The following is a 24626-nucleotide window of genomic DNA, read 5'->3' on the forward strand; positions in this document are numbered from 1 at the left end:
CGGTCACGCCATGACGTGATTTCTCGTTGGATTGTCCGGACACGCGGTCCGGGTGGCGGTGTTCGTCACGAACAGCGCCGGTTGCGGCGGTTCCCCGCGCTCCGACAGGGGCACGGGGAACCGGTCACATCACTTGCGCAGGCCGAGGCGCTCGATGAGCGCACGGTAGCGGGCGATGTCGGTGCGACGCAGGTAGTCCAGCATGCGACGACGCCGTCCCACCAGGGCCATGAGGCCACGGCGGGTGTGGTGGTCGTGCTTGTGCATCTTCAGGTGCTCGGTCAGATCGGAGATCCGACGGGACAGCACCGCGATCTGCACCTCGGGCGAACCGGTGTCACCCTCGTGCGTCGCGTACTCGGTGATGATCTGGTTCTTGATCGTGGCATCCAGGGCCATGTGTAACTCCTCGAGTCAGTACCGTGACCGCCCGGTGCGTGAGATTCTCGCCCGGGGTCCGGGAGCGAGCTCCCGGGGTCGGACCGCCACGGACCGCAGTCAGACCAGCGTCCATCCTAACCGATCATCCGCCGGGGCACCGTAAGGGCCGTCACCACTCGGCGGACGACGGCGCGGCGCACCGCTGCAGGGCCCCGCACCCCCACGGTGCGGCAGCGCCGTCGCAATCCCGCGGGAGGGCCAGCGCCGTCCAACGGGAGCGACGTCGCCGCCCCTCGGGAGCGCCCCGGACGTGCGAAGCGGGACCGACCTGGAACAATGGGGGCATGCAGAAGATGAACGTCGAATCATTCAACCTGGACCACCGCAGCGTAGCCGCCCCCTACGTGCGGATCGCGGATCGGAAGGAACTGCCGGGTGGTGACACCCTCGTGAAGTACGACGTCCGCTTCACCCAGCCCAACGAGGCGCACCTGGAGATGCCGGCAGTACACTCGATCGAGCACCTCACCGCGGAGCACATGCGCAATCACACGGATGCCCTGATCGACTTCTCCCCCATGGGCTGCCAGACCGGTTTCTACGCGCTCATGCTGGGAGTGGAGACCGAGGAGTTCGAGCGCCTGCTCGAGCGCACGTTCCGGGACATCCTCGAGGCGGACGAAGTCCCGGCCGCGAACGAGGTGCAGTGCGGCTGGGGCGCCAACCACAGCCTCGAGGCCGCCCAGGACGCGGTGCGCGGATTCCTGGCCGAACGCGAGCACTGGGACGAGGTCACGCGGTGACGGACGACGCCGCACGGTTCGCCGCGTGCGTGGGCGCACCGGCCGTCGTGGTCGCCATGGCGGAGGAGGCCGAACCGTTCCTCGCGGACGCCGACTCCCGCTGCGAGAACCCCCATGTGATCGGCGGTGCCGAGCTGTACGCCGTCGAGGCCGCGGGGCGCCCCGTGCTCGTGGTGCGCACCGGGATCGGATTGGTCAATGCCGCGTCGACCCTGAGCGCGATGCTGGAACGGTTCGAACCGAGCGCCGTGATCTCCGCCGGTTCCGCCGGGGGCCTGCGCGCGGACGTCAACGTGGGTGACCTGGTGATCGGCACCGAGTTCCGCTACGCGGACGCGGACGCGACCGCCTTCGGGTACGAACCGGGACAGGTGCCCGGGATGCCCCCGGCCTTCGCGGCGTCGTCGGAGCTCGTCGCGGCCGCGAGCAGCCTCGCGGCCGCAGAGGGCTACGCCGCGTGGCGCGGGACGATGCTCTCGGGCGGCGCGTTCGTCACGGCGCGCAACGTGGGGGCGACCCGCGAGGTGTTCCCCGAGGCCCTGAGCACGGACATGGAGACCACGGCGCTCGCGCACGTGTGCCACGACCGTGGCGTGCCCTTCCTGGCCGTGCGCGCGATCTCGGACCTGTGCGGTCCCGCCGCGGACCAGCAGTTCCACATGGAACTGGACATCGTGGCCCGGATCAGCGCCCAGGCCGTGACCGAACTGCTCGGCGGGCTTCCGCCCGTCCAGCCACCCACACGTCGAGGAGAAAGAGGAACGCATGAGTGACGACAAGACCAAGGACCTGAAGGACGCCGCCCCGGACGTCGCCAAGCACGTGCTGCGCGACGGTCACGAGATCCCCCAGCTGGGGTTCGGCACGTACCCCATGGACGACGCCGAGGCCGAGGCCCTGATCCCCGAGGCCGTGTGGCGCGGCTACCGGCTCATCGACACCGCGGTGAACTACGGCAACGAACGCGGCGTGGGCCTCGGTGTGCGCTATTGCGACATCCCCCGCTCGGACCTGTTCCTCACGTCCAAGCTCCCAGGCCGGGACCACGGTACGGACAGCGTGCGGCGGTCACTCGAGGGCACGCTCGAACGGCTCGGCACGGACTACCTGGACCTCTACCTGATCCATTGGCCCAACCCCAGTGTGGACCGGTACGTGGACACGTGGCGCGCCATGATGGCCGCGCGCGACGAGGGCCTCATCCGCTCGATCGGTGTGTCCAACTTCCTGCCCGAGCACCTCCTGCGCCTGGAGCGGGAGACCGGGGAGATGCCCGTGGTCAACCAAGTGGAGCTGCACCCGCAGTACCAGCAAGAGACCCTGCGGGCGTTCCACGAGGAGCACAAGATCCTCACCGAGGCGTGGTCCCCGCTGGGGCGCAAGACGGACCTCCTGCAGGACCCGTGGCTCGTGGAGATCGCACGCAAGGTGGGACGCACCCCGGCCCAGGTGGCGCTGCGCTGGCACGTGCAGTCGAGCATCGTGGCGATCCCCAAGTCCTCGAACACCGAGCGCATGGCGGAGAACATCGACGTGTTCGAGTGGGAACTCACGGACGAGCAGATGGAACGGGTGCGCATGCTGCACACCGGCATCAGCGGTTCGGGGTTCGACCCCTCCGTGCACGAGGAGATGTGATCAGCCCCACCGGGTGAGCTCAGTCGGTCCCGCGCGCCTGTTCCCGCAGGATGTCGCGGGACCGATTCACGTCGTCGCGCATCTGGGACACGAGCGCGTCGATCCCCCGGTAGGCCACCATCCCGCGCAGGCGTTCCACGAATTCGACCACCACGGTCTGCCCGTAGAGGTCGAAGTCCTCCACGGCCTCGTCCGGGCGGTCGATCACGTGGGCCTCGACCTGGCGGTTCACACCGTCGAACGTGGGATTCGACCCCACGGAGATCGCCGTGGGCCAGCGGGTGCCGTCCTGGTCCACGAGCCAGCCCGCGTAGACCCCGTCCGCCGGGATGAACCCCGTGGCCTCGGGTGCCAGGTTGGCCGTGGGGAAGCCCAGTTCACGCCCGCGTGCGGCCCCGTGCACCACTTCCCCGCGCATGCGGTGGTGCCGGCCGAGCAGTTTGGCAGCACCGCGGATGTCCCCCGCCTCGAGGCACGAGCGCACCCACGTGGACGAGCAGCGACGGTCGTCGCTCCAGCCCACCAGACCGTTGAGTGCATCCGAGTCCTCGGGGACCAGACCCGCGACGTCGTCCACGACCTCGACCTCGAAGCCGTGTTCACGGCCGAGCTTCCTGATCACCGGCAGGTCCCCCGTGTTGTCACGCCCGAGCCGGACGTCCGACCCGATCACGAGACACACCGCGCCCAGCGGTTTCACGAGGTAGTCGACCACGAACTCCTCGGGGCTCAGCTCGGAGAACTCGAGGCTGTACGGCAGCACGAGGACGGCGTCCACACCTGTGGCCTCGAGGGCGTCGAGCTTGTCCTCGAGACCCATGATAAGTCCAGGGTGAGATTCGGGCCGGTGCACGAGAGCCGGGTGCGGATCGAAGGTCACGACCACGGAGCGGGCCTCGAGACGCCGGGAGGTCTCGAGCAGCCGCGCGAACACGTGTTGATGACCGCGGTGGACACCGTCGAAGTTGCCGATGCTCACCACGGAGGGACCGAATCCCGGGGTGACCTCGTCCAGGCTTCTCCAGCGAATCACTGTTCTCCTTGATGTCTTCTGCGTGGTCAGGGTGTGTGCGGGCGACGTCTAGAGCCTACCGCTCCGCCGGGAGGGCCGTGTCAGCCACAACCACACGAGCCCTACGATCGGGAGCACGAGCGGCACGTAGCCGTAACCGGCACCGAAGTGGGACCACACGCTCGCCTTGGGGAACAACTGCGGTTCCAGGACACTGAGCAGGCCCACGCCCAGCACACCCACGAGCTCCACGACCACGGCCACCGTGGCGACCCTGTGCCAGCCCGGACCGGACTTGGCCAAGGCGATCGTCGCCAGGACGTAGATCGCGGCGGAGATCGTGGACAGGATGATCGCGAGCGGGGCCGCGGAGAACTCGGTGGCGAGCTGGTAGAGCGAGCGCACCCCCGCGGAGAGCGAGAAGACGGCGTACACCACGATCAGCAGCCGCCCGAACCCCGAGTTCTTCCGGTCGGATCCCGCGCGGGGCCCTGACCGCCCGAAACGGTTCTGCAGCGTGGTGCGTGAGGGCTCAGCCATGCTCGTCCTTCCCCCGGCGGCCCGTCCCGGCCGCTGCGGCGTCACTGGTAGTAGTAGATGAAGTTCATGCGGTAGACCATCACGGCCACCACGGGACCGGCGGCGGCCAGGATGAGGGTGGACCACCGCGAGCGTTCCACGAGGGACCACACGAATGTCCCCGCGGGGATCAGCAGCGCCGTGAGCAAGTAGCCCCAGTACTCGAGCAGGCTCCCGGAGGGATCCGGACCCAGCACGGGCAGGAACACCGAGCCCACCGCGTAGACCAGCAGGAACGCCTCGAGCACGAGCACGGAACCCTGGGAAAAGTCGTCCGGCGCACGGCCGCGCGTGGCCTGCACGAGGCAGATCACGCACGAGAGCGCACCCAGGACCACCGATGCCCAGAACCACCCGTCATAACCCCACAGCATCAGTCGTGCGTCCGTTCCGTTCGCTTGGTTCCGTCCTGTCCCGCTCCGGGGTCGCCCGCCCCGGGTTTTTCCACGCCTGTATCATCCGGCGCCGCGGCAGCCGTGAACGTCACCCCCGCTGCTATGCCTAGCACCGACGTCGTGTATCGGCGGTCGGCGGGGCCGCGGTCCTCGGCGAGGGCCACGAGTGTCCCGTCCGGTGCGAAGCACGCAACGGGCAGCCCCGCCCGGAATCCCCCGGCCGGCTCGGATCCCGACGCCGCGACGTCGCCGGCGGATGCGGTGTCACCGGCTCCTGCCCCGCAACGAGACGCGGCGCCGTCGACCTGCGAAGCGCCGCCAGGATGAACCTGCGTCGCGGCGATCCTGCGCCCGTGCGACAGGTCCGTGGCCTCCCGGGCGGTGAGGTCGCGCACGGGGAACAGTCCGCGCGCGGCGTCGTCGATCGGCAGCGTCGAGACCGTGCCGCCGGCGCGCACCTGCTCCGTGAGCTCGTCGAGCGTGTGCGACTGCTCGAGCGTGAACGACCCCACGCGCGTGCGCCGCAGCGCCGTGAGGTGCCCGCCCACGCCCAGGGCCTCCCCGAGGTCGCGCGCGAGGGCGCGGATGTACGTCCCGGAGGAGCACGTCACGGTCGCATCGACATCCACCGCGGTGGGCTCAGCGTCGGTCGGCTCGCGGGAGATCCCGTGCACCGTGAACTCGTGGACGGTGACCGGTCGCGCGGGCAGCTCCACGTCCTCGCCCTTGCGCACGCGGGCGTACGAGCGCTGCCCGCCCACCTTGATCGCGCTGACCGCGGACGGGACCTGCTGGATCTCACCGGTCAGCTCGGCGACCGCGGCCAGGACGGCGTCATCGGTGAGCGCGGCGAGCCGCTCGGGCGCGGCCGTGCTCGTGACGTCCCCCTCGGCGTCGTCGGTCACGGTCGCGGCACCCAGGCGGATGCTCGCCCGGTACGTCTTGTCCGTGCCCGTGACGTAGGTCAGCAGCTTGGTGGCCTTCTCGACCCCCACGACCAGCACGCCCGACGCCGCGGGGTCCAGCGTGCCCGCGTGACCCACCTTGCGGGTCCCCGCGAGGCGGCGCATGCGCGAGACGACGTCGTGCGAGGTCCAGCCGAGCGGTTTGTCCACGACGACGAGCCCGGCCACCCTCGGGAGCGAGGGTGCCGGGCTCGGGATTTCCTGGCGATCGGTCACCGGGTCAGTCCCGCGACCGGCTCTCGGGGGCTTCGTCATCCGCGTCGGACGTGCGGTAGGCGTCCTCCCCTGCGGCGTACTGAGCGCCCTGGGCCTGTTCAGCCACCTGGGCGTCCTTCTCACGCGCGGTGCGCAGCAGCGACTCGAGACGTGCGGCGTCCGCGGGGATCTCGTCCGCGACGAAGGTGAGCGTGGGGGTCAGGCGAGCGGTGATGTTCTTCCCGACCTCGGAGCGCAGGATGCCCTTGGCGGACTCGAGGGCCCGCGCGGTGTCCTGCCGCTGGGTCTCATCCCCGTAGACGGTGTAGTACACGGTGGCGTGCTGCAGGTCGTTGGTGACCCGCGCGTCCGTGACGGTCACGAAACCCACCCGGGGGTCCTTGATCCTGCGTTCGAGCGCCTGGGCCACGATCACCTTGATGCGATCGGCCAGTCGAGCGGCGCGGGCGGCGTCGGCCATGGTGGTACTCCTCGTGTCCGGGCAACGCCGGGGCGTTGCACTGTGCGGGGGTGGTGCGCCGTGACGCGCCACCCGGTGCGATCCGCCCATCACGGAACGGATCGCGGTGCGGGCGGAGTACCCGCGTGATCTCGTGGGAATCACACGGGCACCCGGACCCGCTGTCACGTGGTCGCGGCCGGTGCGCTCGCGTGAGTGCACCGGCCGCGGGGACCCGTCAGTCGCGCGGCTTCTCGCGCATCTCCCAGGTCTCGATGAGGTCGCCCTCGCGGATGTCGTTGAAGGAACCGAGTCCGATACCGCACTCGTAACCCTCGCGCACCTCGGTGGCGTCGTCCTTGAACCGGCGCAGCGAATCGATGGTGAGGTTGTCCTGCACCACGTTGCCGTCGCGCACCAGGCGGGCCTTGCCGTTGCGGCGCACCACACCCTTGGTGATGTACGCACCGGCGATGTTGCCCCACTTGGACGAGCGGAAGACCTCGCGGATCTCGGCGGTACCGAGCTCCACCTCCTCGTACTCCGGCTTGAGCATGCCCTTGAGCGCGCTCTCGACCTCGTCGATCGCGTTGTAGATCACGGAGTAGAACTTCATCTCCACGCCCTCGCGCTCGGCCAGGTCCGTCACGCGCTCGGCGGGACGAACGTTGAAGCCGATGATCACGGCGTTGTCCACCGTGGCCAGGTTGACGTCGTTCTGGGTGATCGCGCCCACGCCGCGGTGGATGACCCGCAGCTGGACCTCTTCGCCCACGTCGATCTTGAGCAGCGAGTCCTCGAGCGCCTCCACGGCACCGGACACGTCACCCTTGATGATGAGGTTGAGGGTGTCGATCTTGCCCTCGGCCACGGCCTCGTCGAAGGACTCGAGCGTGATCCGCTTGCGGCGCTTGGCGAGTTGAGCATTGCGGTCCGCGGCCTCACGCTTCTCGGCGATCTGACGCGCGGTGCGCTCCTCCTGGGTGGCCAGGAACGTGTCACCCGCGCGCGGCACGGAGGACAGACCCAGCACCTGCACCGGGCGGGACGGCAGCGCCGCCTCCACGGTACGGCCCATCTCGTCGAACATGGCACGCACGCGACCGTACGCGGCACCGGCCACGATCGAATCGCCCACGGTGAGCGTGCCGGACTGGACCAGCACGGTGCACACCGCGCCGCGCCCCTTGTCCAGGTTGGCTTCGATGGCGACGCCGCGGGCGTTCTTGTCCGGGTTCGCCTGCAGTTCCAGAGCGCCGTCCGCCGTGAGCACGATGGCGTCCAGCAGGTCGTCGATGTGCAGGTTCTCACGGGCGGAGACGTCCACGAACATGGTGTCGCCGCCGTACTCCTCGGGCACCAGGCCGTACTCGGTGAGCTGACCGCGGATCTTCTCCGGGTTGGCGTCCGGCTTGTCGACCTTGTTCACGGCGACCACGATCGGCACGTTCGCCGCCTGGGCGTGGTTGAGCGCCTCGACGGTCTGCGGCATCACGCCGTCGTCCGCGGCGACCACGAGCACGGCGATGTCCGTGACCTGTGCACCACGAGCACGCATCGCGGTGAACGCCTCGTGACCCGGGGTGTCGATGAACGTGATGAGCCGTTCCTGACCGTCCACCTCGGTGGAGATCTGGTACGCACCGATGTGCTGGGTGATGCCGCCGGCCTCACCCTCGATCACCTTGGTGTTACGGATCGCGTCCAGCAGGCGGGTCTTACCGTGGTCCACGTGACCCATGACGGTGACCACCGGCGGGCGCGGTGCCAGGACGTCCTCGCCCTCAGCCTCCAGTTCCGCCTCAAGGTCGATGTCGAAGGACTCGAGCAGCTCGCGCTCCTCGTCCTCCGGGGAGACCACCTGGATCTGGTAACCGAGCTCGGCACCCAGCAGCTGGAAGGTGTCCTCGTCCAGGGACTGGGTCTGCGTGGCCATCTCACCCAGGTGGATGAGCACGGTCACGAGCGACGCCGGGTTCGCGTTGATCTTCTCCGCGAAGTCCATGAGCGAGGCACCGCGGCGCAGCCGCACCACAGTGCTGCCGTCGCCGTGAGGAACCGACACGCCGCCGACGGCGGGTGCGCTCATCTGCTCAAGCTCCTGGCGCTTCGCCCGCTTCGACTTGCGGTGCTTGCCGCGGGCACCACCGCGACCGAAGGCACCCTGCGTGCCACCGCGGCCACCGCGGCCGCGGAAACCACCGCCACCGGTACCACCGCCGCCGGCGCCACCACCGCGGCGGGGTCCCCCACCGGGTGCCGGGCGGCTACCGATCGGGGCCACACCCGTGGTATGACCGGGCATCATGTTCGGCGAGGGGCGGGGTCCACCGGGACGGGGGCCGCCCTGACCCGTTCGCGGTGCACCCGTACGGGGCGCACCGGGACGCGGGCCACCCTGGCCCGCCTGAGCGGGACGGGGGCCACCCGGACGGGGACCGCCGGGACGGGGTCCGCCCTGACCGGCATTGCTCGAACGCATCCCCTGCTGGGACGCGAACGGGTTGTTACCGGGACGCGGTGCTCCGGGCTTGGCCGAGCGCTGCTGGCCGGGGCGCGGCGCACGCTGACCACCGTCGGAACCGCGGCCCATGCCCTGCTGGGACGCGAACGGGTTGTTCCCCGGACGCGGTGCGGACTGACCCGGCTTGGCACTACCGGGCTTGGGGGCGTTGGCACGGGGGCCCGGGGTCGCCGCACTGCGCGGCGTGGCCGAGTCGGAGGCAGCGGGCTTGGAGGCAGCGGGCTTCGCAACCGGGGTCTCGGAGGCCTGGGGCTCGGACGCCGACTTCGCGGGAGCCTTGGGGGCACCCGGGGTCGGCGCGGCGGATCCGGCAGCGGGCTTGGCAGGGGCGTCGGAACCGGCGGGCTTGGGCTGGACCCTGCCCCCGGGCTTGGGCGCGGAGGACTTCTCCGCGGGCTTCCTGGCGCCCTGCTGCGCGGGCTTGCCGGAGTTGCCCCCGGCGGGGTTCTTGGACTGCGCGGCGGAATCGCCGCCGGCGGGGTACGCCGAACGCAGCTTCTTGGCCACGGGCGGTTCCACCGTAGAGGACGCTCCGCGAACGAATTCGCCGAGTTCCTGAAGTTTGGAAATAGCTTCCTTGGACGTGATTCCGAGCTCTTTCGCGAGCTCGTGGACACGGGGCTTGGCCACTGTTCTCCTGTCTCGGTCCGCACCGAAACAGGTACGAACCGCTTATTTTCCGTTGACGTGGCCACCGGACGCACACGTGCGTCCCGCGTGGCCGCGGGTTGAGTACTCGAAGGCACTCATCGGCCGGCACTCATCGGTTTTCCATGGGCTTCTGACTCGCTTTCCTGGTGTTCGTCCTCCTGCACCGGCAGGAGGACGCGCAGCTGTTGCTCGAGGTCGTCCGTGGTCACGGCGGTACGGAACGAGCGATGGAACGCCCGTTTGCGCACCGCGGTGGCAACGCACTGCCGGGTGGCGTGCACCCAGGCTCCTCGGCCTCCCGCTCGGCGGTGAAGATCCGCCACGACCCGGGGGCCCTGCGGTGTGTCCTCCATCGTCACGCGGACGAGTTGATCAGGGGGGCTCACCTCTCGGCACCCCACACAGGTACGAAGACTGTTGACGCTCATCCCCGCTCCTCATGACCCGTCGTCCGGTTTTCAGGCGGCACGGAACCGCGCGGAAGGACGATGGTCGACCTGATCAGAGCAAAGTCTAGCGCGCCGCGCGGGATTCCCCCGAATCCTGGGGATGTTCAGCGATCCGTCGCGCGGGATTCGGGGACGATGTCGATGCGCCACCCCGTGAGCCGCGCGGCCAGGCGGGCGTTCTGCCCCTCCTTGCCGATCGCGAGGGACAGCTGGGCGTCCGGGACGACGGCGCGCGCGGAACGGGCACCCTCGTCCAGCACGTTCACCCGGGACACCCGTGCCGGGGACAGGGCGTTGCCGATGAACCGGGCGGGATCGTCCGAGTAGTCGATGATGTCGATCTTCTCGTCTCCGAGCTCGTTCATCACCGCGCGCACGCGCGAACCCATGTCACCGATGCACGCGCCCTTGGCGTTGGCCCCGGGGCGCTTGGCGGCCACGGCCATCTTCGTGCGGTGCCCGGCCTCGCGCGCCAGGGTCACGATCTCCACGGAACCGTCCGCGATCTCGGGGACCTCCATCTCGAACAGTCGGCGCACCAGATCCGGGTGGGAGCGGGACAGCGTGATGGACGGGCCCTTGAACCCGCGCTTGGCCTCCACGACGAACGCGCGGATCCGCTGACCGTGCTCGTAGCGCTCCCCGGGGACCTGCTCGTGCGGCGGCAGCAGTCCCTCCACGGTGCCCAGGTTCACCTGGACCATCTTGGGGTTGTTGCCCTGCTGGATCTGACCGGAGACGAGTTCCCCCTCGCGGCCCTTGAAGTGACCCAGGACGTTGTCGTCCTCGACGTCGCGCAGTTTCTGCAGGATGACCTGGCGCGCGGTCGCGGCGGCGATACGACCGAAACCGGACGGGGTGTCGTCGAACTCGCCCACCCGCTCGTCGTTCTCGTCCAGCTCGGGAGCCCAGATGGTCACGTGTCCGCTGCGACGATCGACCTCGGCACGGGCGCCGTTGATGGCCCCCGGCGAGCGCATGTACGCGAGCAGCAGGGCCTGTTCGATCGTGGGGATCAGCACGTCCACGGGGATGTCGCGCTCGCGTTCCAGCAAGCGCAGGGTGCTCATGTCGATGTCCATGTGTCCGGCCTTCCTTCGCACCACGCGGGGGTTCCGCACCGTATTCGGGGCCGAGAACCAAACAGCGCGCCGCACGCGGGGTGCGGAGCGCTGCTGCATGGGTCTGTCTCGTGTTCTTCCGGCTATCGTACATCCCGCGGGGACGTCAGATCTCCACCTCCACCTTGGCACCGCGCACGTCCGCGTAGGCCACGCGCTCGGGGTCCAGGTACTTCACCGGCATTCCCTTCTTGGGTTGGTGCCAGCGCTGGACCACGGCGTGGTCCTCGTGCGCCTCGAGCAGCCGCGCCGAGTAGCGCTCCCCCTCCGCGGGCCGGATCCGCACGAGGTGACCCACGCTGCGCCGCCAGTGCCGCGGCGTCTCCAGGTCGCGCGTGGCCCCCGGCGAGGACACCTCGAGTTCGTACGGCGGGCCGGGCACGGGGTCGTCGCGGTCCAGGGCGTCGGAGACCTGCCGCGCCACCTCCGCCACGCGGTCCAGGCTCAGAGAGTCCGTACCGTCCGGCAGGTCCACGAGCACACGCAGCATCCGGTTCCCGCCTTGGCCCGTGAACTCGCACTGCTCCAGGAAGAGCCCGGCGGCCTCGACCACCGGTTCCACGCTCGCGCGGATGCGCGTCTCGTCCACTGTCGTCATGTCCGTCCTCCTCGTGCGGCTCGCGGGGTCACCGCGCCGCGTTCGTCCTGCGTGCTGCTCCCTATCATGGAACAGACCCGTCCCCCGGAGGAATTCGTGAGTTCTCGCCCGCCCGCACCCCCCGCCAGCGCCTGGCGCGTCCTGGCCGTGGCGCTCACCCTGGTCCTGGTGCTCGTGCTCGCCGCGGGTTTGTGGGCTCATTGGCGTTCGTTGTCCGACGACGACGCCGCACGCCTCGGCGCGCGCGCGACCGTCGCCTCCGTGCGCACGGACCTGCACCCCGATCCCTCGGTCCTTCCCGACGCCGTCCTGGCGGATCAGGAGGCCGCGTTCGGTCCGGCGGCAACTCCCTCCCAGGCCCGCCACCTCGAGGCACGCGGTACCGGGGCCCCGCCGAGTTCACTGGCCGACGCCGCAGCCTGGCTCGAGGACGTCGCCAGGACCTCGCCGAACGGGGAGCTAGCGGCCACCGCCGCGAGCGTCGCGGCGTCGTGGTGGGCGGCGGAGCCACCGCCGGCTGGCGCGGACCCCACCGCACGCCGAACAGAAGAGAGCGAGGCGGGTTCGGGGGCCGGTTCCCCCGCAACGTCGGACGGATCCGCAGGGGAACGGGACGGTGACGGCCCTGTCAGCGGAGCGGCATCGAAAGTACCCACCGAGGAAGGGGACGGCGGGGACACCGACGACGACGCGGCGTCGTCGTGCGAACCTGCGCAGCTCGCGGCGGTCACGGCCCTGGACCGTGCGCGGTTCACCGCCGAGGCGGCCGCTGCGCGGATCCCGGCCGACGCCGCACAGAGGGGCACCATGGACGCGGTCACGGACACGCTCGATGCCACGCTGCGTGAGCCGGCGGTGACTCCGATGTTGTCGTGCGATCCCGCACCCGTCGCGGGCGGTCACGTCCTGCCCGCCGGCTTCGCGGAGGACCCCACCCGAGCGGTGGGCGGGACACTGCGCGAGGCGAGCGCCGCGCTCGTGTCCGCCGTGGGGGCGTCGTCGCCCGAGGACCGGGACTGGCTGCTCACGGGGCTGCTGGAGACGGCCGTCGCAGCGCAGCACCTGGACCCCGCACACCCGGTGCCCGCCCTGCTGGGGAGGGAATGACGCACGCAGCGCACGCGCCGGTCAGCGACCCGTGAGGATGTCCAACCCCAGCTTGGCGATCAACACCGTGACCACCGTGAAGAAGACCACGCGGATGAACGCGCTGCCCCGGGCCACCGCGGTGCGTGCGCCGATGTAACCCCCGGCCATGTTGCTAAGCCCGAGCACGAGACCCAGCCCCCACAGGACGGAACCGTGCGCGGCGAAGACCGCGATGGCGCCGATGTTCGTGGCCAGGTTGACGATCTTGGCCTTCGCGCTCGCCGCGAGGAAGCTGTAGCCCAGTAACGATACGAGCCCGATGATCAGGAACGACCCCGTTCCCGGGCCCATGACGCCGTCGTAGAAACCGATCAAGGCGCCTAGCGCGACAGCCAGCCCGTAGTGCCGCGCGCCGGTGTGTCGCAGCGCGGTCAGCTGACCCATGGATGGCTTGGCCACCGTGAACACGAGCACGGCGATCAGCGCGAGCACGATGATCGGCTTGAACACCGCGGCCGGGAGTGCGGCGGCCGCGGCCGCACCCGCCCCCGACGCGACGAGGGCCACGACGGCCATGGGCAGCGCGGTGCGCAGGTCCGGGTGGACGCGACGGTAGAACGTCACCGCGGACGTGGTCGTGCCGAAGACCGAGCCCATCTTGTTCGTCGCGAGCGCCTGGACCGGGGTGATGCCCGGGATCAGCAGCATCACGGGCAGTTGGAGCAACCCTCCACCGCCCACCACGGCGTCGATGAACCCCGCGGCGAAACCCGTGAGCACCAGCAGCACGACGAAGCCGGAGGCGGCGGAGTCCAGACCGGATCCCGCGAGGGCGGACAGGTCCATGACGGAACACCCGGGCCGGGACTACAGGGTGTCGTCCGCGGGGGTGTCCGATCCGCGCAGTTCGGCGGTGAGTTCGGCAACCACGTCCTCGCGTGCGATGTCCCGGGACTGCCCGCTGCGGCGGTCCTTGAGCTCGAGCATCCCGTCCTTGAGCCCGCGGCCCACCACGAGCACGGTGGGTACGCCCAGCAGCTCGGCGTCGCCGAACTTCACACCCGGGGAGACCTTGGGACGGTCGTCGAACAGGACGCTGATCCCGGTGTCCTCGAGGTGCGCGACGATCTCCTCCGCGGCCTCGAGCACCTCCGTGCCCTTGCCCGTGGCGACCACGTGGACGTCCGCGGGGCTGAGGTCGCGCGGCCACAACAGGCCCTTGTCGTCGTGGTAGAACTCCGCCACGGCCGCGAGCGCGCGGGTCACGCCCACACCGTAGGAGCCCATGGTCACGGTCACGAGCTTGCCGTTGCTGTCCAGCACCCTGAGCCCGAGGGCATCGGCGTACTTGCGCCCGAGCTGGAAGACGTGGCCCATCTCCATGCCACGCGCGATCTCGAGGGGCCCGGAACCGTCCGGTGCGGGGTCCCCGTCACGCACGGTGCAAGCCTCGAGGGTGCCGTCCCACGTGAAGTCGCGCTCGGCGACCAGGTGGTAGACGTGGGTCTCGGCCACGTTCGCGCCGGTGATCCACGAGGTGCCCGGCACCACGCGAGGGTCCACGAAGTACGGGATGCCCGTGCGGGACTCGGAACCGAGCAGGGCGTCGTCGCGGCTCAGACCCGGACCGATGTAGCCCTTGACGAGTTCGGGCACGGCACGCAGCTCGTCCTCGGTCGCGGCGGCGACCTCGAGTTCACCGCCCTGTCCGAGGGCCTCACCGATCCCGGCTTCCACGCGCTTGAGGTCCACGTCGCGGTCCCCGGGAACGCCCAGGGCCACGAGCTGACGCTTACCACCGGGCAACGAGACGGACAGCACGACGTTCTTGAGCGTGTCCGCGGCGGTCCACGGCTCGCCTTCGCGGGGGTGCAACTCGTTGGAGCGCTCCACAAGCGTCTCGATCGTGGGGCTCGCGGGGGTGCGGTGCACTTGGGCCGCGGGAGCGTCCACGTAGTCGATCGGCTCCGGGACCACCGTCGTCACGGCCTCCACGTTCGCGGCGTAGCCTCCAGCTGAGCGCACGAAGGTGTCCTCACCCACGGACGAGGGGTGCATGAACTCCTCGGACCGGGATCCGCCCATGGCCCCCGAGGTCGCGGACACGGCCACGACCGGCAGGCCGAGGCGTTCGAAGATCCGCACGTACGCCGCGCGGTGCTTGGCGTAGGACTCGTCCAACCCCGCGTCGTCGATGTCGAACGAGTAGGAGTCCTTCATGATGAACTCCCGCCCGCGCAGCAGACCCGCGCGGGGGCGGGCTTCGTCCCGGTACTTGGTCTGGATCTGGTACAGCGAGACCGGGAGGTCCTTGTAGGACGAGTAAAGATCCTTCACGAGCAGCGTGAACATCTCCTCGTGCGTGGGCGCGAGCAGGTAGTCCGCGCCCTTGCGGTCCTGCAGCCGGAAGAGGTTCTCACCGTACTCGGTCCAGCGGTTGGTGGCCTCGTAGGGTTCGCGCGGCAACAGCGCCGGGAAGTGCACCTCCTGGGCGCCGATCGCGTTCATCTCCTCGCGCACGATCCGCTCGACCTTTCCCAGGACGTTCAGCCCCAGGGGCAACCACGTGTAGATCCCGGGCGCCGCGCGGCGGATGTACCCGGCGCGCACCAGGAGCTTGTGGCTGTCCACGTCTGCGTCCACGGGGTCTTCGCGCAGCGTGCGCAGGAACAAGGAACTCAGGCGAAGGGGCATGAAGGGATCCTATCCACCCGTGAAGGGATCGATCGAAGCGGCGGGTATCCCCGCGAGTCTATCGCTGCGCGGCACCGGCGCACGCCGGGCCCGGGGGCTCACAGGAGGACCGTGGCGAAATCCTCGTGCCGCCGGAAACCCACTCGGCGGTATGTGGCCAGGGCGGGTGCGTTGAACGAGTTCACGTAGAGGCTCACAGTCGGGACGTACTGCCGGGCGAGCGCCACGGTCGCGGCCATACACGGCACGGCCAGTCCCCTCCCCCGGTGCTTGGGGTCCACCCACACGCCCTGGATCTGGCACACGGACCCGTGCAGCGACCCGATGTCCGCCTTGAAGATCACGGTGCCGTGCTCGTCGGTGAGCACCGCGGTCCTGCGATCGCGCACGAGGGAGCGCACTCGCTGGCGGTAACCCTCCGCCCCGGTGGTGAAGGGGGAGTACCCCACTTCCTCGGTGAACATGGCCGCGGCCGCGGGCAGCACGCGAGGGAAGTCCTCGTCCTGCGCCCATCGCACATCGCGGGCGGGCCCCGTGAACAACTCGGGTGCGGGATCACGGTCCATCACGAGCAGCGGTTGCACGGGACGGACGTCGAAGGGTTCGGGCCACGTGTCCCGCAATCGTTCCCACAGTCCGAGCACGGGATCGGCGGGACCGAAGAACGAGGCGAAGCGGGGCCCGCCGCGGGCCAGGACGTCCGCGACGAGGTCCGTCCCGGTCTGGTCGAGCACCACGGGGACCACGTTGGTTCCCGCCCAGCACGCGCCCACGAGCTCGCCGGAGGAGTCCGCCACACCGATCACGGGCGGCTGCCGCCGACCGCGGGCGGCCCGGATCCGGGCCACGTGCGCCGCGACGAACACCCCGGACACCGCGTGCCGCGCCAGCAGGCGGTCCAGTGCCGACTGGTTCACGGCGGCGGGTGAGAGCACCCGCGGGGCGCGGCGCAGGCTCACCCGGCGGTCACGACCGGCGCGCCCTCGACCGGCTGGCCGTTCTCGTCCAATTCCATGCTCTCGGCCATCTCGTTGGCCTGGGCGAGCAGGGTCTCCACGATCTGGTCCTCGGGAACGGTCTTGATGACCTCACCGCGCACGAAGATCTGGCCCTTACCGTTGCCCGAGGCCACGCCCAGGTCCGCTTCGCGGGCTTCCCCCGGGCCGTTGACGACGCAGCCCATCACGGCCACGCGCAGCGGCACGGTCAGGTGGGCCAGGCCCTCGTTGACCTCCTCGGCGAGCTTGTAGACGTCCACCTGCGCGCGCCCGCACGAGGGGCACGAGACGATCTCGAGCTTGCGCGGGCGCAGCCCAAGCGACTGCAGGATCTGATTGCCCACCTTGACCTCTTCGACCGGAGGCGCGGACAGGGACACGCGGATGGTATCCCCGATGCCCTGACCGAGCAGGATGCCGAAGGCGGTCGCGGACTTGACCGTGCCCTGCAGGGCCGGGCCGGCCTCCGTGACACCCAGGTGCAGCGGCCAGTCCCCGCGCTCGGCGAGCAACTGGTAGGCGCGCACCATGGTCACGGGGTCGTTGTGCTTGACGGAGATCTTGAAGTCGTGGAAGTCGTGCTCCTCGAACAGCGAGGCCTCCCACACGGCGGACTCCACGAGCGCCTCCGGGGTGGCCTTGCCGTACTTCTGCAGCAGGCGCTTGTCCAGGGAGCCCGCGTTCACGCCGATCCGGATGGACACGCCCGCGGCCTCCGCCGCACGGGAGATGCCCTCGATCTGGTCGTCGAACTTGCGGATGTTGCCCGGGTTCACGCGCACACCGGCGCACCCGGCGTCGATCGCGGCGTAGACGTACTTGGGCTGGAAGTGGATGTCCGCGATCACCGGGATCGGGGACTTCATGGCGATGATGGGCAGGGCGTCGGCGTCGTCCTGGGACGGGCACGCCACGCGCACGATGTCGCAACCGGCGGCGTTGAGCTCGGCGATCTGCTGCAGCGTGGCGTTGATGTCCGTGGTGGGGGTCGTGGTCATCGACTGGACGCTGATCGGGTGCTCCGACCCCACACCCACCGAACCCACCTGGATCTGGCGGGTCTTGCGCCGGGGCGAGAGCACCGGTTGGGGCGCGGCGGGCATACCGAGATTGACCGAGGTCACGAATTGCCTCCCAAGGAAGTGGCGTCCGGGGCCCGTGACGCGCGCCCCGCGATGTTGCACTGTCCATTGTGCCCCACTCCTCCCACGTGCTACAGCCGCACGTGATGCGCCGAACACGACGCCGCCCCCGGAATGTTCCGGGGGCGGCGTCGCCATGGTACGGGGCGCGTGAGCGTCAGCGGCGCATGATCCTGCGCGCGAGCCAATTGCCGAAGAACTGCACGAGCTGGACCAGGATGATGATCACGATCACCGCGGCCCACGTGACCTGGTCGTTGAAGCGCTGATAGCCCAGGCGCAACGCGAAGTCACCCAGACCGCCGGCACCGATCGCACCGGCCATCGCGGACATGTCCGTGATGCCGATGACCAGGAACGTGTACCCCAGCACGAGCGGGCCGAGCGCCTCCGGCAGGATCACCGTGGTGATGATCTTCCAGCGTGAGACCCCCATGGACCGCGCGGCCTCGATCACCCCGGGATCCACCGTCATGAGGTTCTGCTCCACGATGCGGGCCACCGCGAACGTAGCGCCGATGGTCATGGTGAAGATCGCGGCGTTGGGGCCCAGGCGCGTGCCCACGACCGATTCCGTGACCTGACCCAGGGCGGCCAGCAGGATGATGAACGGGATGGGACGCACGAAGTTCACCAAAAGGTTCAGCGCGGTGAACAGTGGACCGTTCTCCAGGATGCTGCCCCGCCGGGTCACGTAGAGCCCCATACCCACGGCCAGGCCGATGAGCCCGGCCAGCACGAGGGTCACGGAGACCATATACAGCGTCTGCCCGGTTGCGTCCAGCAACTGCGGGCCCAGAGCAGACCACTCCATCACTCACTCACCTCCCGCACCGTGGTGACGGCGCGCAGACTCTCGACGGCGCGGTCCACGGACTCGTCCGAACCGGTCAGGGACAGCGTGAGCGTTCCGAAGGACTGTGACTGCAGGATGGAGATCCCCCCGAAGGCGATGTTGAAGCTGACACCGTCACGGGCGGCGTCCGAGAGCACGTCCCCGATCCGGTTCTGGTCGGTGACGTCCACCAGCACGAGCCGCCCGGGGTGTTCCCGGCGCAGCTTCTCGATCTCGTCCGCGCGCGGCACGGTGCGCATGACCGAGGAGACGAACTTGCGCGTGGTCTGCGCCCGCGGGTGGGCGAAGACCTCCGCGGTGGTCCCGGTCTCCACCACACGACCGCTGTCCATCACGGCCACGCGGTCCGCGGTGGCCCGCACCACGTCCATCTCGTGGGTGATCAACACGATGGTGATCCCCAGCTCACGGTTGACGCGCTTGAGCAGACCCAGGACCTCCTGGGTGGTCTCCGGGTCCAACGCCGAGGTGGACTCGTCTGCGAGCAGCAGTTCGGGATTGCTCGCGAGCGCGCGGGCGATCCCCACGCGCTGCTTCTGACCACCCGAGAGCTGCTCGGGGTAGTTCCCGGCGCGCTCGGTCAAGCCCACGAACTCCAACAGTTCCGCGACCCGCGCCTTGCGTTCCTCGGGCTTCCACCCGGCACGCTTGAGCGGGTAATCGATGTTGCCCGCCACGGTGCGTGACGTGAACAGGTTGAACTGCTGGAAGATCATCCCGATCTTGCGGCGGATGGGCGCCAGCTGGGATTCGCTGCGCCCGTCCACACGGTTACCGGCGACCTCGAGCGCCCCGGACGAAATGGGTTCCAGGCCGTTGATCAGCCGCACGAGGGTGGACTTGCCCGCCCCCGAGTAGCCGATCACCGCGAAGATCTCACCGCGGCGGATGTCCAGGTCCACGGAGTCCACCGCGGTCACGGTGCGCGGGCGGCGTTTGGACCCCGTGACGAAGACCTTGCTCACGTCCCGGAAACTGACCAGGGTGTCCGCCGTGGCGGACGGGCTCACTTGGTCTGCTCCTTGAGGTCCTGCGAGTAGCGGGCCAGCAAGTCCTTGAGCTCCTGCTGATCCACCTTGGTGGGCACCGCGGTGCCCTTGGTCTCGGTCTTCTCCGCGTCCTGGACCTTGTCGTCGTAGTAGAAGCTCGCGACCTTCTTCAGGGTCTCGTTGTCCGCGTTCGCCTCGGTCGCGGCGAAGAGGTTGTCGTACACCTTGGCGCTGTCCGCGGTGGGATCGTCCTGAGCCAGCGCGGACTTGGGATCGATGTTCGCGCGGTCCAGGAAGTCGTTGTTGACCACGGAGGCGGCCACGGAGTCCATGGACAGCACGGTCTGCTCGGCGGAGACCGGGCGGACCGTGACCTTGGACTTGGCGGTGTCGATGTCCTGCTCGGTGGGGGCGATCGTGTCCTTGGTGAACTCCACGAGACCCTGCTGGTGCAAGAGGTTCAGGGCGCGGGACAGGTTGATCGAGTCGTTCGGCACGGCGATCTCGTCACCCTGCTTGAAGTCACCCACGGATTTCACGCTCTTGGAGTACAGCCCCAGCGGGAAGATGGACGTGGAGCCCACGGGAGTGATGGTGTCCCCGGCGTTGTTGTTGTAATCGGCGAGGTACGCGATGTGCTGGAACCAGTTCATGTCGATGTCACCGCTCTTCAGAGCGGGGTTCGGCTGGCTGTAGTCACTGAAGTCCACGTACTCGACCGTGATGTCGTTGTCCGCGGCGACCTGCTTCAACGCTTCCTGCACAGGGGTCGAGCCCACGATCCCGACGGTGATCTTGCCGTCCGCGGCCGGGTCCGAGTTTTCGGAGCCGCCGCCGCACGCGGTGAGGGTGAGGCCCAGGGTGGTGGCCAACACGACGGGAATCAAACGCTTGGTTCGCATGATCATGCCTTTCCAGGGGTCTGTGACGGGGACTCGCGGGGCGAACAGTCCCCCCTGGATGAGGGCACAGGGACGGGTACGTGCTGATTTCCGGGGAACCGCACTTGCCGTGATCTGTTGCAACCGCGACCGGATGGTCATCTGGGGCACCCCGCTACGGGAGAGGGTTGCCGTCCGGCCAGCCAGAGCTACGCGCCGGATCTCGTCATCCACCCGGAATTCTAGCATGGCCCTGCCATGGGCCGACGACCGCCGGAAGGGCCCTATGCCATCCCGGCGATACGTTCGTCCGCGCGGGCCCGGGCCCACTCCTCCGCCCCCAGGACGTCCTCAAGGGTGGGCCGCGTGACGCCGTCGTGATCCTCCAGCACACGCTCGACCATGTCCACGATCTGCGTGAAGCCGAGCGCCCCGCGGTGGAACGCGTGCACGGCCTGCTCGTTGGCGGCGTTGAACACCGCGGGCCACGTCCCGCCGCGCGAACCCGCGTGCTTCATGAGCTCCACGGCGGGGAACACCTGCGAATCGAGCGGTTCGAACGTCCACTGTGCGGCCCGGGTCCAGTCGCACCCCGCGGCGGCACCGGTCACGCGGTGGGGCCAGCCGATTCCGAGCGCGATGGGCAGGCGCATGTCCGGCGGGGACGCCTGCGCCAGGGTGGATCCGTCCACGAACTCCACCATGGAGTGCACGACCGATTGCGGATGCACCGTGACGTCGATCCGGTCCAGGGGGACGTCGAACAGTAGGCTCGCCTCGAGCACCTCCAGTGCCTTGTTGACCATGGTCGCGGAGTTCGTGGTGACCATGACCCCCATGTCCCACGTGGGGTGCTGCAGGGCCTGTTCGGGTGTCACGCGCGTGAGCTGCTCGCGCGTCATGCCGCGGAACGGTCCGCCGGACGCCGTGAGCACGAGCCGGCGCACCTCGGAGGCCGTCCCGGAGCGCAGGGCCTGGGCGATCGCCGAGTGTTCGGAGTCCACGGGGATCAGCGCGTCCTCGAGGCCCGTGTCCGCCGCGGCGCGCAACACGAGCGGACCGCCCGCGATCAGGGACTCCTTGTTCGCGAGCGCCACCCGCCGACCCGCTCCCAGCGCCGCCAGGGTGGGTGCGAGCCCGATGCTCCCGGTGATTCCGTTCAACACGAGGTCCGAACCCTCCCACTGCGCGATCCGGGTTGCAGCGTCCGGCCCGTACAGGACCTCGGGTGCCGCCGACGACGCCGCGCGTGACCGGTCCGCGATCAGCTCACGCAACCGGGCGGCGTCGTCCGCCGTACCGCTCGTGCCCACCGCACGGACACCGAACGTCACGGCCTGCTGAGCGAGCAGCTCGAGGTGACCCGCGCCCGCGGCGAGCGCCACGACCTCGAAGGGCTCGTGGGTGGCATCCGAGACGGGCCGGCGCAGCCCCGCGGCCTCGGACACGACGTCGAGCGCCTGCGTCCCGATGGATCCCGTGGACCCCAGGATCACGAGGCGCCGGGGGGCCTGCCGGGTGGCGGAGTCAAGATCGGGGGTCATGCCGGTGGAGGAAGTCATGACCCCAGTATCGCGTGAGCGCCGCACCCCGCACGCACGACACCGAGCACACGACTCCGGACGCACGACACGGGAGATACGACAAGGGCGCCACCCGGAGGTGACGCCCTTGTGTGGAAGTCCCGTTCAGGACCCGCGGGTGATTCAGCGACGGCGGCCGACGACGGCGCCGTAGATGAGCAGCACGATGATCGCGCCGATCACGGACGTGATGATCGTGCCGATGCTGAAGCTGTTGATCCCGTCGCTCAGGCCGGGGATGAAGCTACCCAGCCAGCCGCCCAGGAAGGCCCCCACGATGCCGAGGATGATGGTGACGATGATCCCGCCACCCTGCTTGCCCGGAAGGATCAGCTTGGCGAGCGCGCCGGCGATCAGACCGAGGATGATCCAGCTAATGATGCCCATTTCTCCACCTCTGGTTCTCGTTGTGCGCGTTTGCGGTGTTCCGCAACCGCATGTGGTCAGCGAACTGGTTCACAGTGTAGTACCAGACACCAACGCTACACGGGCCGCCGCGTCCGGATGAAACCGGACACGGCGGCCGTGTCAAGGGGCGGTGAACCGGGTCAGTGCGAGACGGCCTTCTCCGCTCCCACTCCCGTGAGGGAACGCACTTCCATCTCGGACTGCTTGCGCGGGTCCTCCGGCCGGCGCTCGCTGAGCGAGCCCAGGAAACCGAGCAGGAAGGACGCCGGGATCGAGATGATGCCGGGGTTGGACAGCGGGTAGAACGCGAAGTCCACGGTGGGGATCATGGAGGTCTCCGATCCGGACATCACCGGGGAGAAGATAATGAGCACCACGGAGATGATCAGCCCGCCGTACATGGACAATACCGCGCCGCGCGTGGTGAAGCGCTTCCAGTAGAGCGAGTAGAGGATGGTGGGCAGGTTGGCGGAGGCCGCTACCGCGAAGGCGAGGGCCACGAGGAACGCCACGTTTTGACCCTGCGCGCCAATGCCGCCGGCGACCGAGATCAGGCCGATGACCACCACGGTGGTCTTGGCCACGCGCAGTTCCTGACGCGGGTCCGAGGTGCCCTTCTTGATCACGGACGTGTAGATGTCGTGTGCGAATGACGCGGAGGCCGTGATGGCCAGACCGGCGACCACGGCGAGGATCGTGGCGAACGCGACCGCCGCAATCAGACCCATGAGGATGGACCCGCCGAGTTCGTACGCGAGCAACGGAGCCGCCGAGTTCACACCACCAGGCGCGCCCTTGATCCGGTCCGCACCGATCAGCGCGGCCGCACCGAACCCGAGCACCAGGGTGAAGAGGTAGAACAGGCCGATCAGAGTGATCGCCCAAACCACGGACTTGCGGGCCTCCTTGGCGGTGGGCACCGTGTAGAAGCGCATGAGCACGTGCGGCAGGCCGGCGGCACCCAGGACGAGGGCCAGACCCAGCGAGATGAAGTCCAGCTTGGAGATCTCGCTCACGCCGTACTTCAGCCCGGGATCGAGCATCGCGGGGTTGTTGTTCGTCTCCACGGCCGCGCCGAGCATGGTCGAGAAATTGAACCCGAACAAGGCCAGGATCCACACGGTCATCACGGCCACGCCGGATACGAGCAGGCACGCCTTGATGATTTGCACCCATGTGGTGCCCTTCATGCCGCCCACGAGCACGTAGACGATCATGATGACGCCCACGATCACGATCACCAGGGACTGCCCGGCCCGGGAGCCGATCCCCAGCAGCAGGGACACCAGGGCCCCCGCCCCGGCCATTTGCGCCAGGAGGTAGAAGAACGTCACGGCCAGGGTTGAGATGGACGCCGCGACCCGCACGGGCCTCTGCCGCAATCGGAACGACAGCACGTCCGCCATGGTGAACTTGCCGGTGTTGCGCAGCGGCTCGGCGATCAGTAGCAGGGCCACGAGCCACGCGACGAAGAAGCCGATCGAGTACAGGAACCCGTCGTAGCCCTGCAGGGCGATCGCGCCCACGATGCCCAGGAACGACGCCGCGGAGAGGTAGTCACCCGCGATGGCCAGACCGTTCTGGGTCCCGGAGAACGAGCGCCCACCCGCGTAGTAGTCCGCGGCCGTGGCGGTGGACTTGGACGCCCGGATCACGACCACGAGCGTCACGAGCACGAACGCCAGGAAGATCGAGATATTGATCGCGGGGTTACCCACGGTGGACGTGGCGGTCTCCGCCAGGTGCACCGCGGGTGTCGAGAGGGCGGGGACGGCGATCATGGCCGGGCCTCCTGGTGGTCGTCGGCCCGGTGGCCGGAAGTGGATTCGAGGTCCTCACGCAACGCGGTGGCCTGCGGATCGAGCTTGCGGTTGGCGAAGCTCACGTACGCGGCGGTGATCCCGAATGTGGTGACGAACTGCAGCAGACCCAGGATCAGACCCAGGTTGACGTTGCCCACGACCCGCGTGGACATGAAGCCCGGCGCGTAGATGGCGAGGACCACGTAGAGCAGGTACCAGACCAGGAACGCGATGGCCAGGGGGAAGACGAAGGATCGGTGGGTCGAGCGCAGCCGTTGGAACTCGTGCGAACGCTGGACCGCGGGGAAGTCGATGCCCTGGGTTGCCGTGGAACCGTTGGGGTCGACAGGGGGCGTGGACGCCATGTGTGCCTCCTTGTGTGATGGTCACCACAGTACGCACTGTGTATCCAA

Annotated in this window: 25 protein-coding genes and 1 riboswitch; of the genes, 4 read left to right on the forward strand and 21 right to left on the reverse strand. The window is 69.1% G+C overall.

The window, feature by feature from the left end; all coding sequences use genetic code 11:
* Positions 1-129: 129 nt before the first annotated feature.
* Positions 130-399, reverse strand: coding sequence for a 30S ribosomal protein S15 (gene rpsO / locus HBK84_RS08505; protein WP_035963435.1), 270 nt, complete (start codon positions 397-399; stop codon positions 130-132).
* Between the two features lie 326 nt (positions 400-725).
* Between rpsO and HBK84_RS08510 the strand changes: the two genes are divergently transcribed.
* The 3 genes from HBK84_RS08510 to HBK84_RS08520 are packed head-to-tail and all read left to right on the forward strand — an operon-like array spanning position 726 to position 2822.
* A complete protein-coding gene (locus HBK84_RS08510; RefSeq protein ID WP_085106677.1) occupies positions 726-1184 on the forward strand; it encodes an S-ribosylhomocysteine lyase in 459 nt (152 codons plus the stop codon).
* A complete protein-coding gene (locus HBK84_RS08515) occupies positions 1181-1957 on the forward strand; it encodes a 5'-methylthioadenosine/adenosylhomocysteine nucleosidase (protein WP_240505625.1) in 777 nt (258 codons plus the stop codon). Before HBK84_RS08510 ends, HBK84_RS08515 begins: the two co-directional genes overlap by 4 nt.
* A complete protein-coding gene (locus HBK84_RS08520; RefSeq protein WP_064845962.1) occupies positions 1950-2822 on the forward strand; it encodes an aldo/keto reductase in 873 nt (290 codons plus the stop codon). Before HBK84_RS08515 ends, HBK84_RS08520 begins: the two co-directional genes overlap by 8 nt.
* Positions 2823-2841: 19 nt before the next feature.
* Here HBK84_RS08520 and HBK84_RS08525 read toward each other — a convergent pair whose 3' ends face one another.
* From HBK84_RS08525 to rimP, 9 genes are all read right to left on the reverse strand, one after another.
* Complete coding sequence (locus tag HBK84_RS08525) at positions 2842-3855, reverse strand: bifunctional riboflavin kinase/FAD synthetase (RefSeq protein ID WP_167318658.1); 1014 nt, start codon at positions 3853-3855, stop codon at positions 2842-2844.
* A 48-nt stretch (positions 3856-3903) separates the two neighbouring features.
* Complete coding sequence (locus HBK84_RS08530; protein WP_186317216.1) at positions 3904-4374, reverse strand: hypothetical protein; 471 nt, start codon at positions 4372-4374, stop codon at positions 3904-3906.
* Positions 4375-4415: 41 nt separating this feature from the next.
* Positions 4416-4787 carry a hypothetical protein gene (locus tag HBK84_RS08535; protein ID WP_167318659.1) on the reverse strand — a complete coding sequence of 124 codons (372 nt, stop codon included), beginning with the start codon at positions 4785-4787 and terminating at the stop codon, positions 4416-4418.
* Positions 4787-6028 (reverse strand): tRNA pseudouridine(55) synthase TruB, encoded by a 1242-nt coding sequence (truB, locus tag HBK84_RS08540; RefSeq protein ID WP_167318660.1) that lies wholly within the window; start codon positions 6026-6028, stop codon positions 4787-4789. The genes HBK84_RS08535 and truB overlap by 1 nt, the downstream gene beginning before the upstream one ends.
* Positions 5994-6449, reverse strand: a complete 456-nt coding sequence (rbfA, locus tag HBK84_RS08545) for a 30S ribosome-binding factor RbfA (protein WP_167318661.1) — start codon at positions 6447-6449, stop codon at positions 5994-5996. Before rbfA ends, truB begins: the two co-directional genes overlap by 35 nt.
* 217 nt (positions 6450-6666) lie before the next feature.
* Entirely contained in the window at positions 6667-9582 is a 2916-nt protein-coding gene (gene infB / locus HBK84_RS08550; RefSeq protein WP_167318662.1) for a translation initiation factor IF-2, read from the reverse strand.
* Positions 9583-9698: 116 nt separating this feature from the next.
* Positions 9699-10031 (reverse strand): YlxR family protein, encoded by a 333-nt coding sequence (locus HBK84_RS08555; RefSeq protein ID WP_064845966.1) that lies wholly within the window; start codon positions 10029-10031, stop codon positions 9699-9701.
* A 125-nt stretch (positions 10032-10156) separates the two neighbouring features.
* Entirely contained in the window at positions 10157-11134 is a 978-nt protein-coding gene (gene nusA / locus HBK84_RS08560; RefSeq protein ID WP_064845967.1) for a transcription termination factor NusA, read from the reverse strand.
* A 145-nt stretch (positions 11135-11279) separates the two neighbouring features.
* Positions 11280-11771: a ribosome maturation factor RimP gene (rimP, locus tag HBK84_RS08565; protein ID WP_035963505.1), complete on the reverse strand. Its 492-nt coding sequence runs from the start codon at positions 11769-11771 to the stop codon at positions 11280-11282.
* A 96-nt stretch (positions 11772-11867) separates the two neighbouring features.
* Between rimP and HBK84_RS08570 the strand changes: the two genes are divergently transcribed.
* Complete coding sequence (locus HBK84_RS08570; protein ID WP_167318663.1) at positions 11868-12878, forward strand: hypothetical protein; 1011 nt, start codon at positions 11868-11870, stop codon at positions 12876-12878.
* Positions 12879-12899: 21 nt separating this feature from the next.
* Here the strand turns inward: HBK84_RS08570 and HBK84_RS08575 are convergent, their stop codons facing one another.
* From HBK84_RS08575 to HBK84_RS08625, 11 genes are all read right to left on the reverse strand, one after another.
* On the reverse strand, positions 12900-13706 hold the full coding sequence (locus HBK84_RS08575; protein WP_167318664.1) for a TSUP family transporter: 807 nt from the start codon (positions 13704-13706) through the stop codon (positions 12900-12902).
* A gap of 21 nt (positions 13707-13727) precedes the next feature.
* On the reverse strand, positions 13728-15554 hold the full coding sequence (locus HBK84_RS08580) for a proline--tRNA ligase (protein WP_167318665.1): 1827 nt from the start codon (positions 15552-15554) through the stop codon (positions 13728-13730).
* Positions 15555-15652: 98 nt separating this feature from the next.
* The gene (locus HBK84_RS08585) at positions 15653-16513 is read right to left on the reverse strand and encodes a GNAT family N-acetyltransferase (protein WP_167318666.1); all 861 of its coding nucleotides are present in this window, start codon (positions 16511-16513) and stop codon (positions 15653-15655) included.
* The gene (gene ispG / locus HBK84_RS08590; protein ID WP_035963522.1) at positions 16510-17676 is read right to left on the reverse strand and encodes a flavodoxin-dependent (E)-4-hydroxy-3-methylbut-2-enyl-diphosphate synthase; all 1167 of its coding nucleotides are present in this window, start codon (positions 17674-17676) and stop codon (positions 16510-16512) included. Before ispG ends, HBK84_RS08585 begins: the two co-directional genes overlap by 4 nt.
* A 175-nt stretch (positions 17677-17851) precedes the next feature.
* Positions 17852-18508 carry a methionine ABC transporter permease gene (locus HBK84_RS08595; protein WP_035963525.1) on the reverse strand — a complete coding sequence of 219 codons (657 nt, stop codon included), beginning with the start codon at positions 18506-18508 and terminating at the stop codon, positions 17852-17854.
* Positions 18508-19560 (reverse strand): methionine ABC transporter ATP-binding protein, encoded by a 1053-nt coding sequence (locus HBK84_RS08600; protein WP_167318667.1) that lies wholly within the window; start codon positions 19558-19560, stop codon positions 18508-18510. The genes HBK84_RS08595 and HBK84_RS08600 overlap by 1 nt, the downstream gene beginning before the upstream one ends.
* Entirely contained in the window at positions 19557-20441 is an 885-nt protein-coding gene (locus HBK84_RS08605; protein ID WP_167318668.1) for a MetQ/NlpA family ABC transporter substrate-binding protein, read from the reverse strand. Before HBK84_RS08605 ends, HBK84_RS08600 begins: the two co-directional genes overlap by 4 nt.
* Before the next feature lie 95 nt (positions 20442-20536).
* Positions 20537-20651: riboswitch (SAM riboswitch) on the reverse strand.
* A 53-nt stretch (positions 20652-20704) separates the two neighbouring features.
* Positions 20705-21964 carry a 1-deoxy-D-xylulose-5-phosphate reductoisomerase gene (gene dxr, locus HBK84_RS08610; protein ID WP_167319175.1) on the reverse strand — a complete coding sequence of 420 codons (1260 nt, stop codon included), beginning with the start codon at positions 21962-21964 and terminating at the stop codon, positions 20705-20707.
* 162 nt (positions 21965-22126) lie between these two features.
* A complete protein-coding gene (locus tag HBK84_RS08615) occupies positions 22127-22390 on the reverse strand; it encodes a GlsB/YeaQ/YmgE family stress response membrane protein (protein WP_035963529.1) in 264 nt (87 codons plus the stop codon).
* A gap of 161 nt (positions 22391-22551) precedes the next feature.
* Complete coding sequence (locus HBK84_RS08620) at positions 22552-24192, reverse strand: cation acetate symporter (protein ID WP_167318669.1); 1641 nt, start codon at positions 24190-24192, stop codon at positions 22552-22554.
* Positions 24189-24578, reverse strand: a complete 390-nt coding sequence (locus HBK84_RS08625; protein WP_085106661.1) for a DUF485 domain-containing protein — start codon at positions 24576-24578, stop codon at positions 24189-24191. Before HBK84_RS08625 ends, HBK84_RS08620 begins: the two co-directional genes overlap by 4 nt.
* Between the last annotated feature and the right edge of the window lie 48 nt (positions 24579-24626).

Origin of the sequence: Kocuria sp. KD4, assembly GCF_011769905.1 — a bacterium.
GTDB classification, from domain to species: domain Bacteria; phylum Actinomycetota; class Actinomycetes; order Actinomycetales; family Micrococcaceae; genus Kocuria; species Kocuria marina.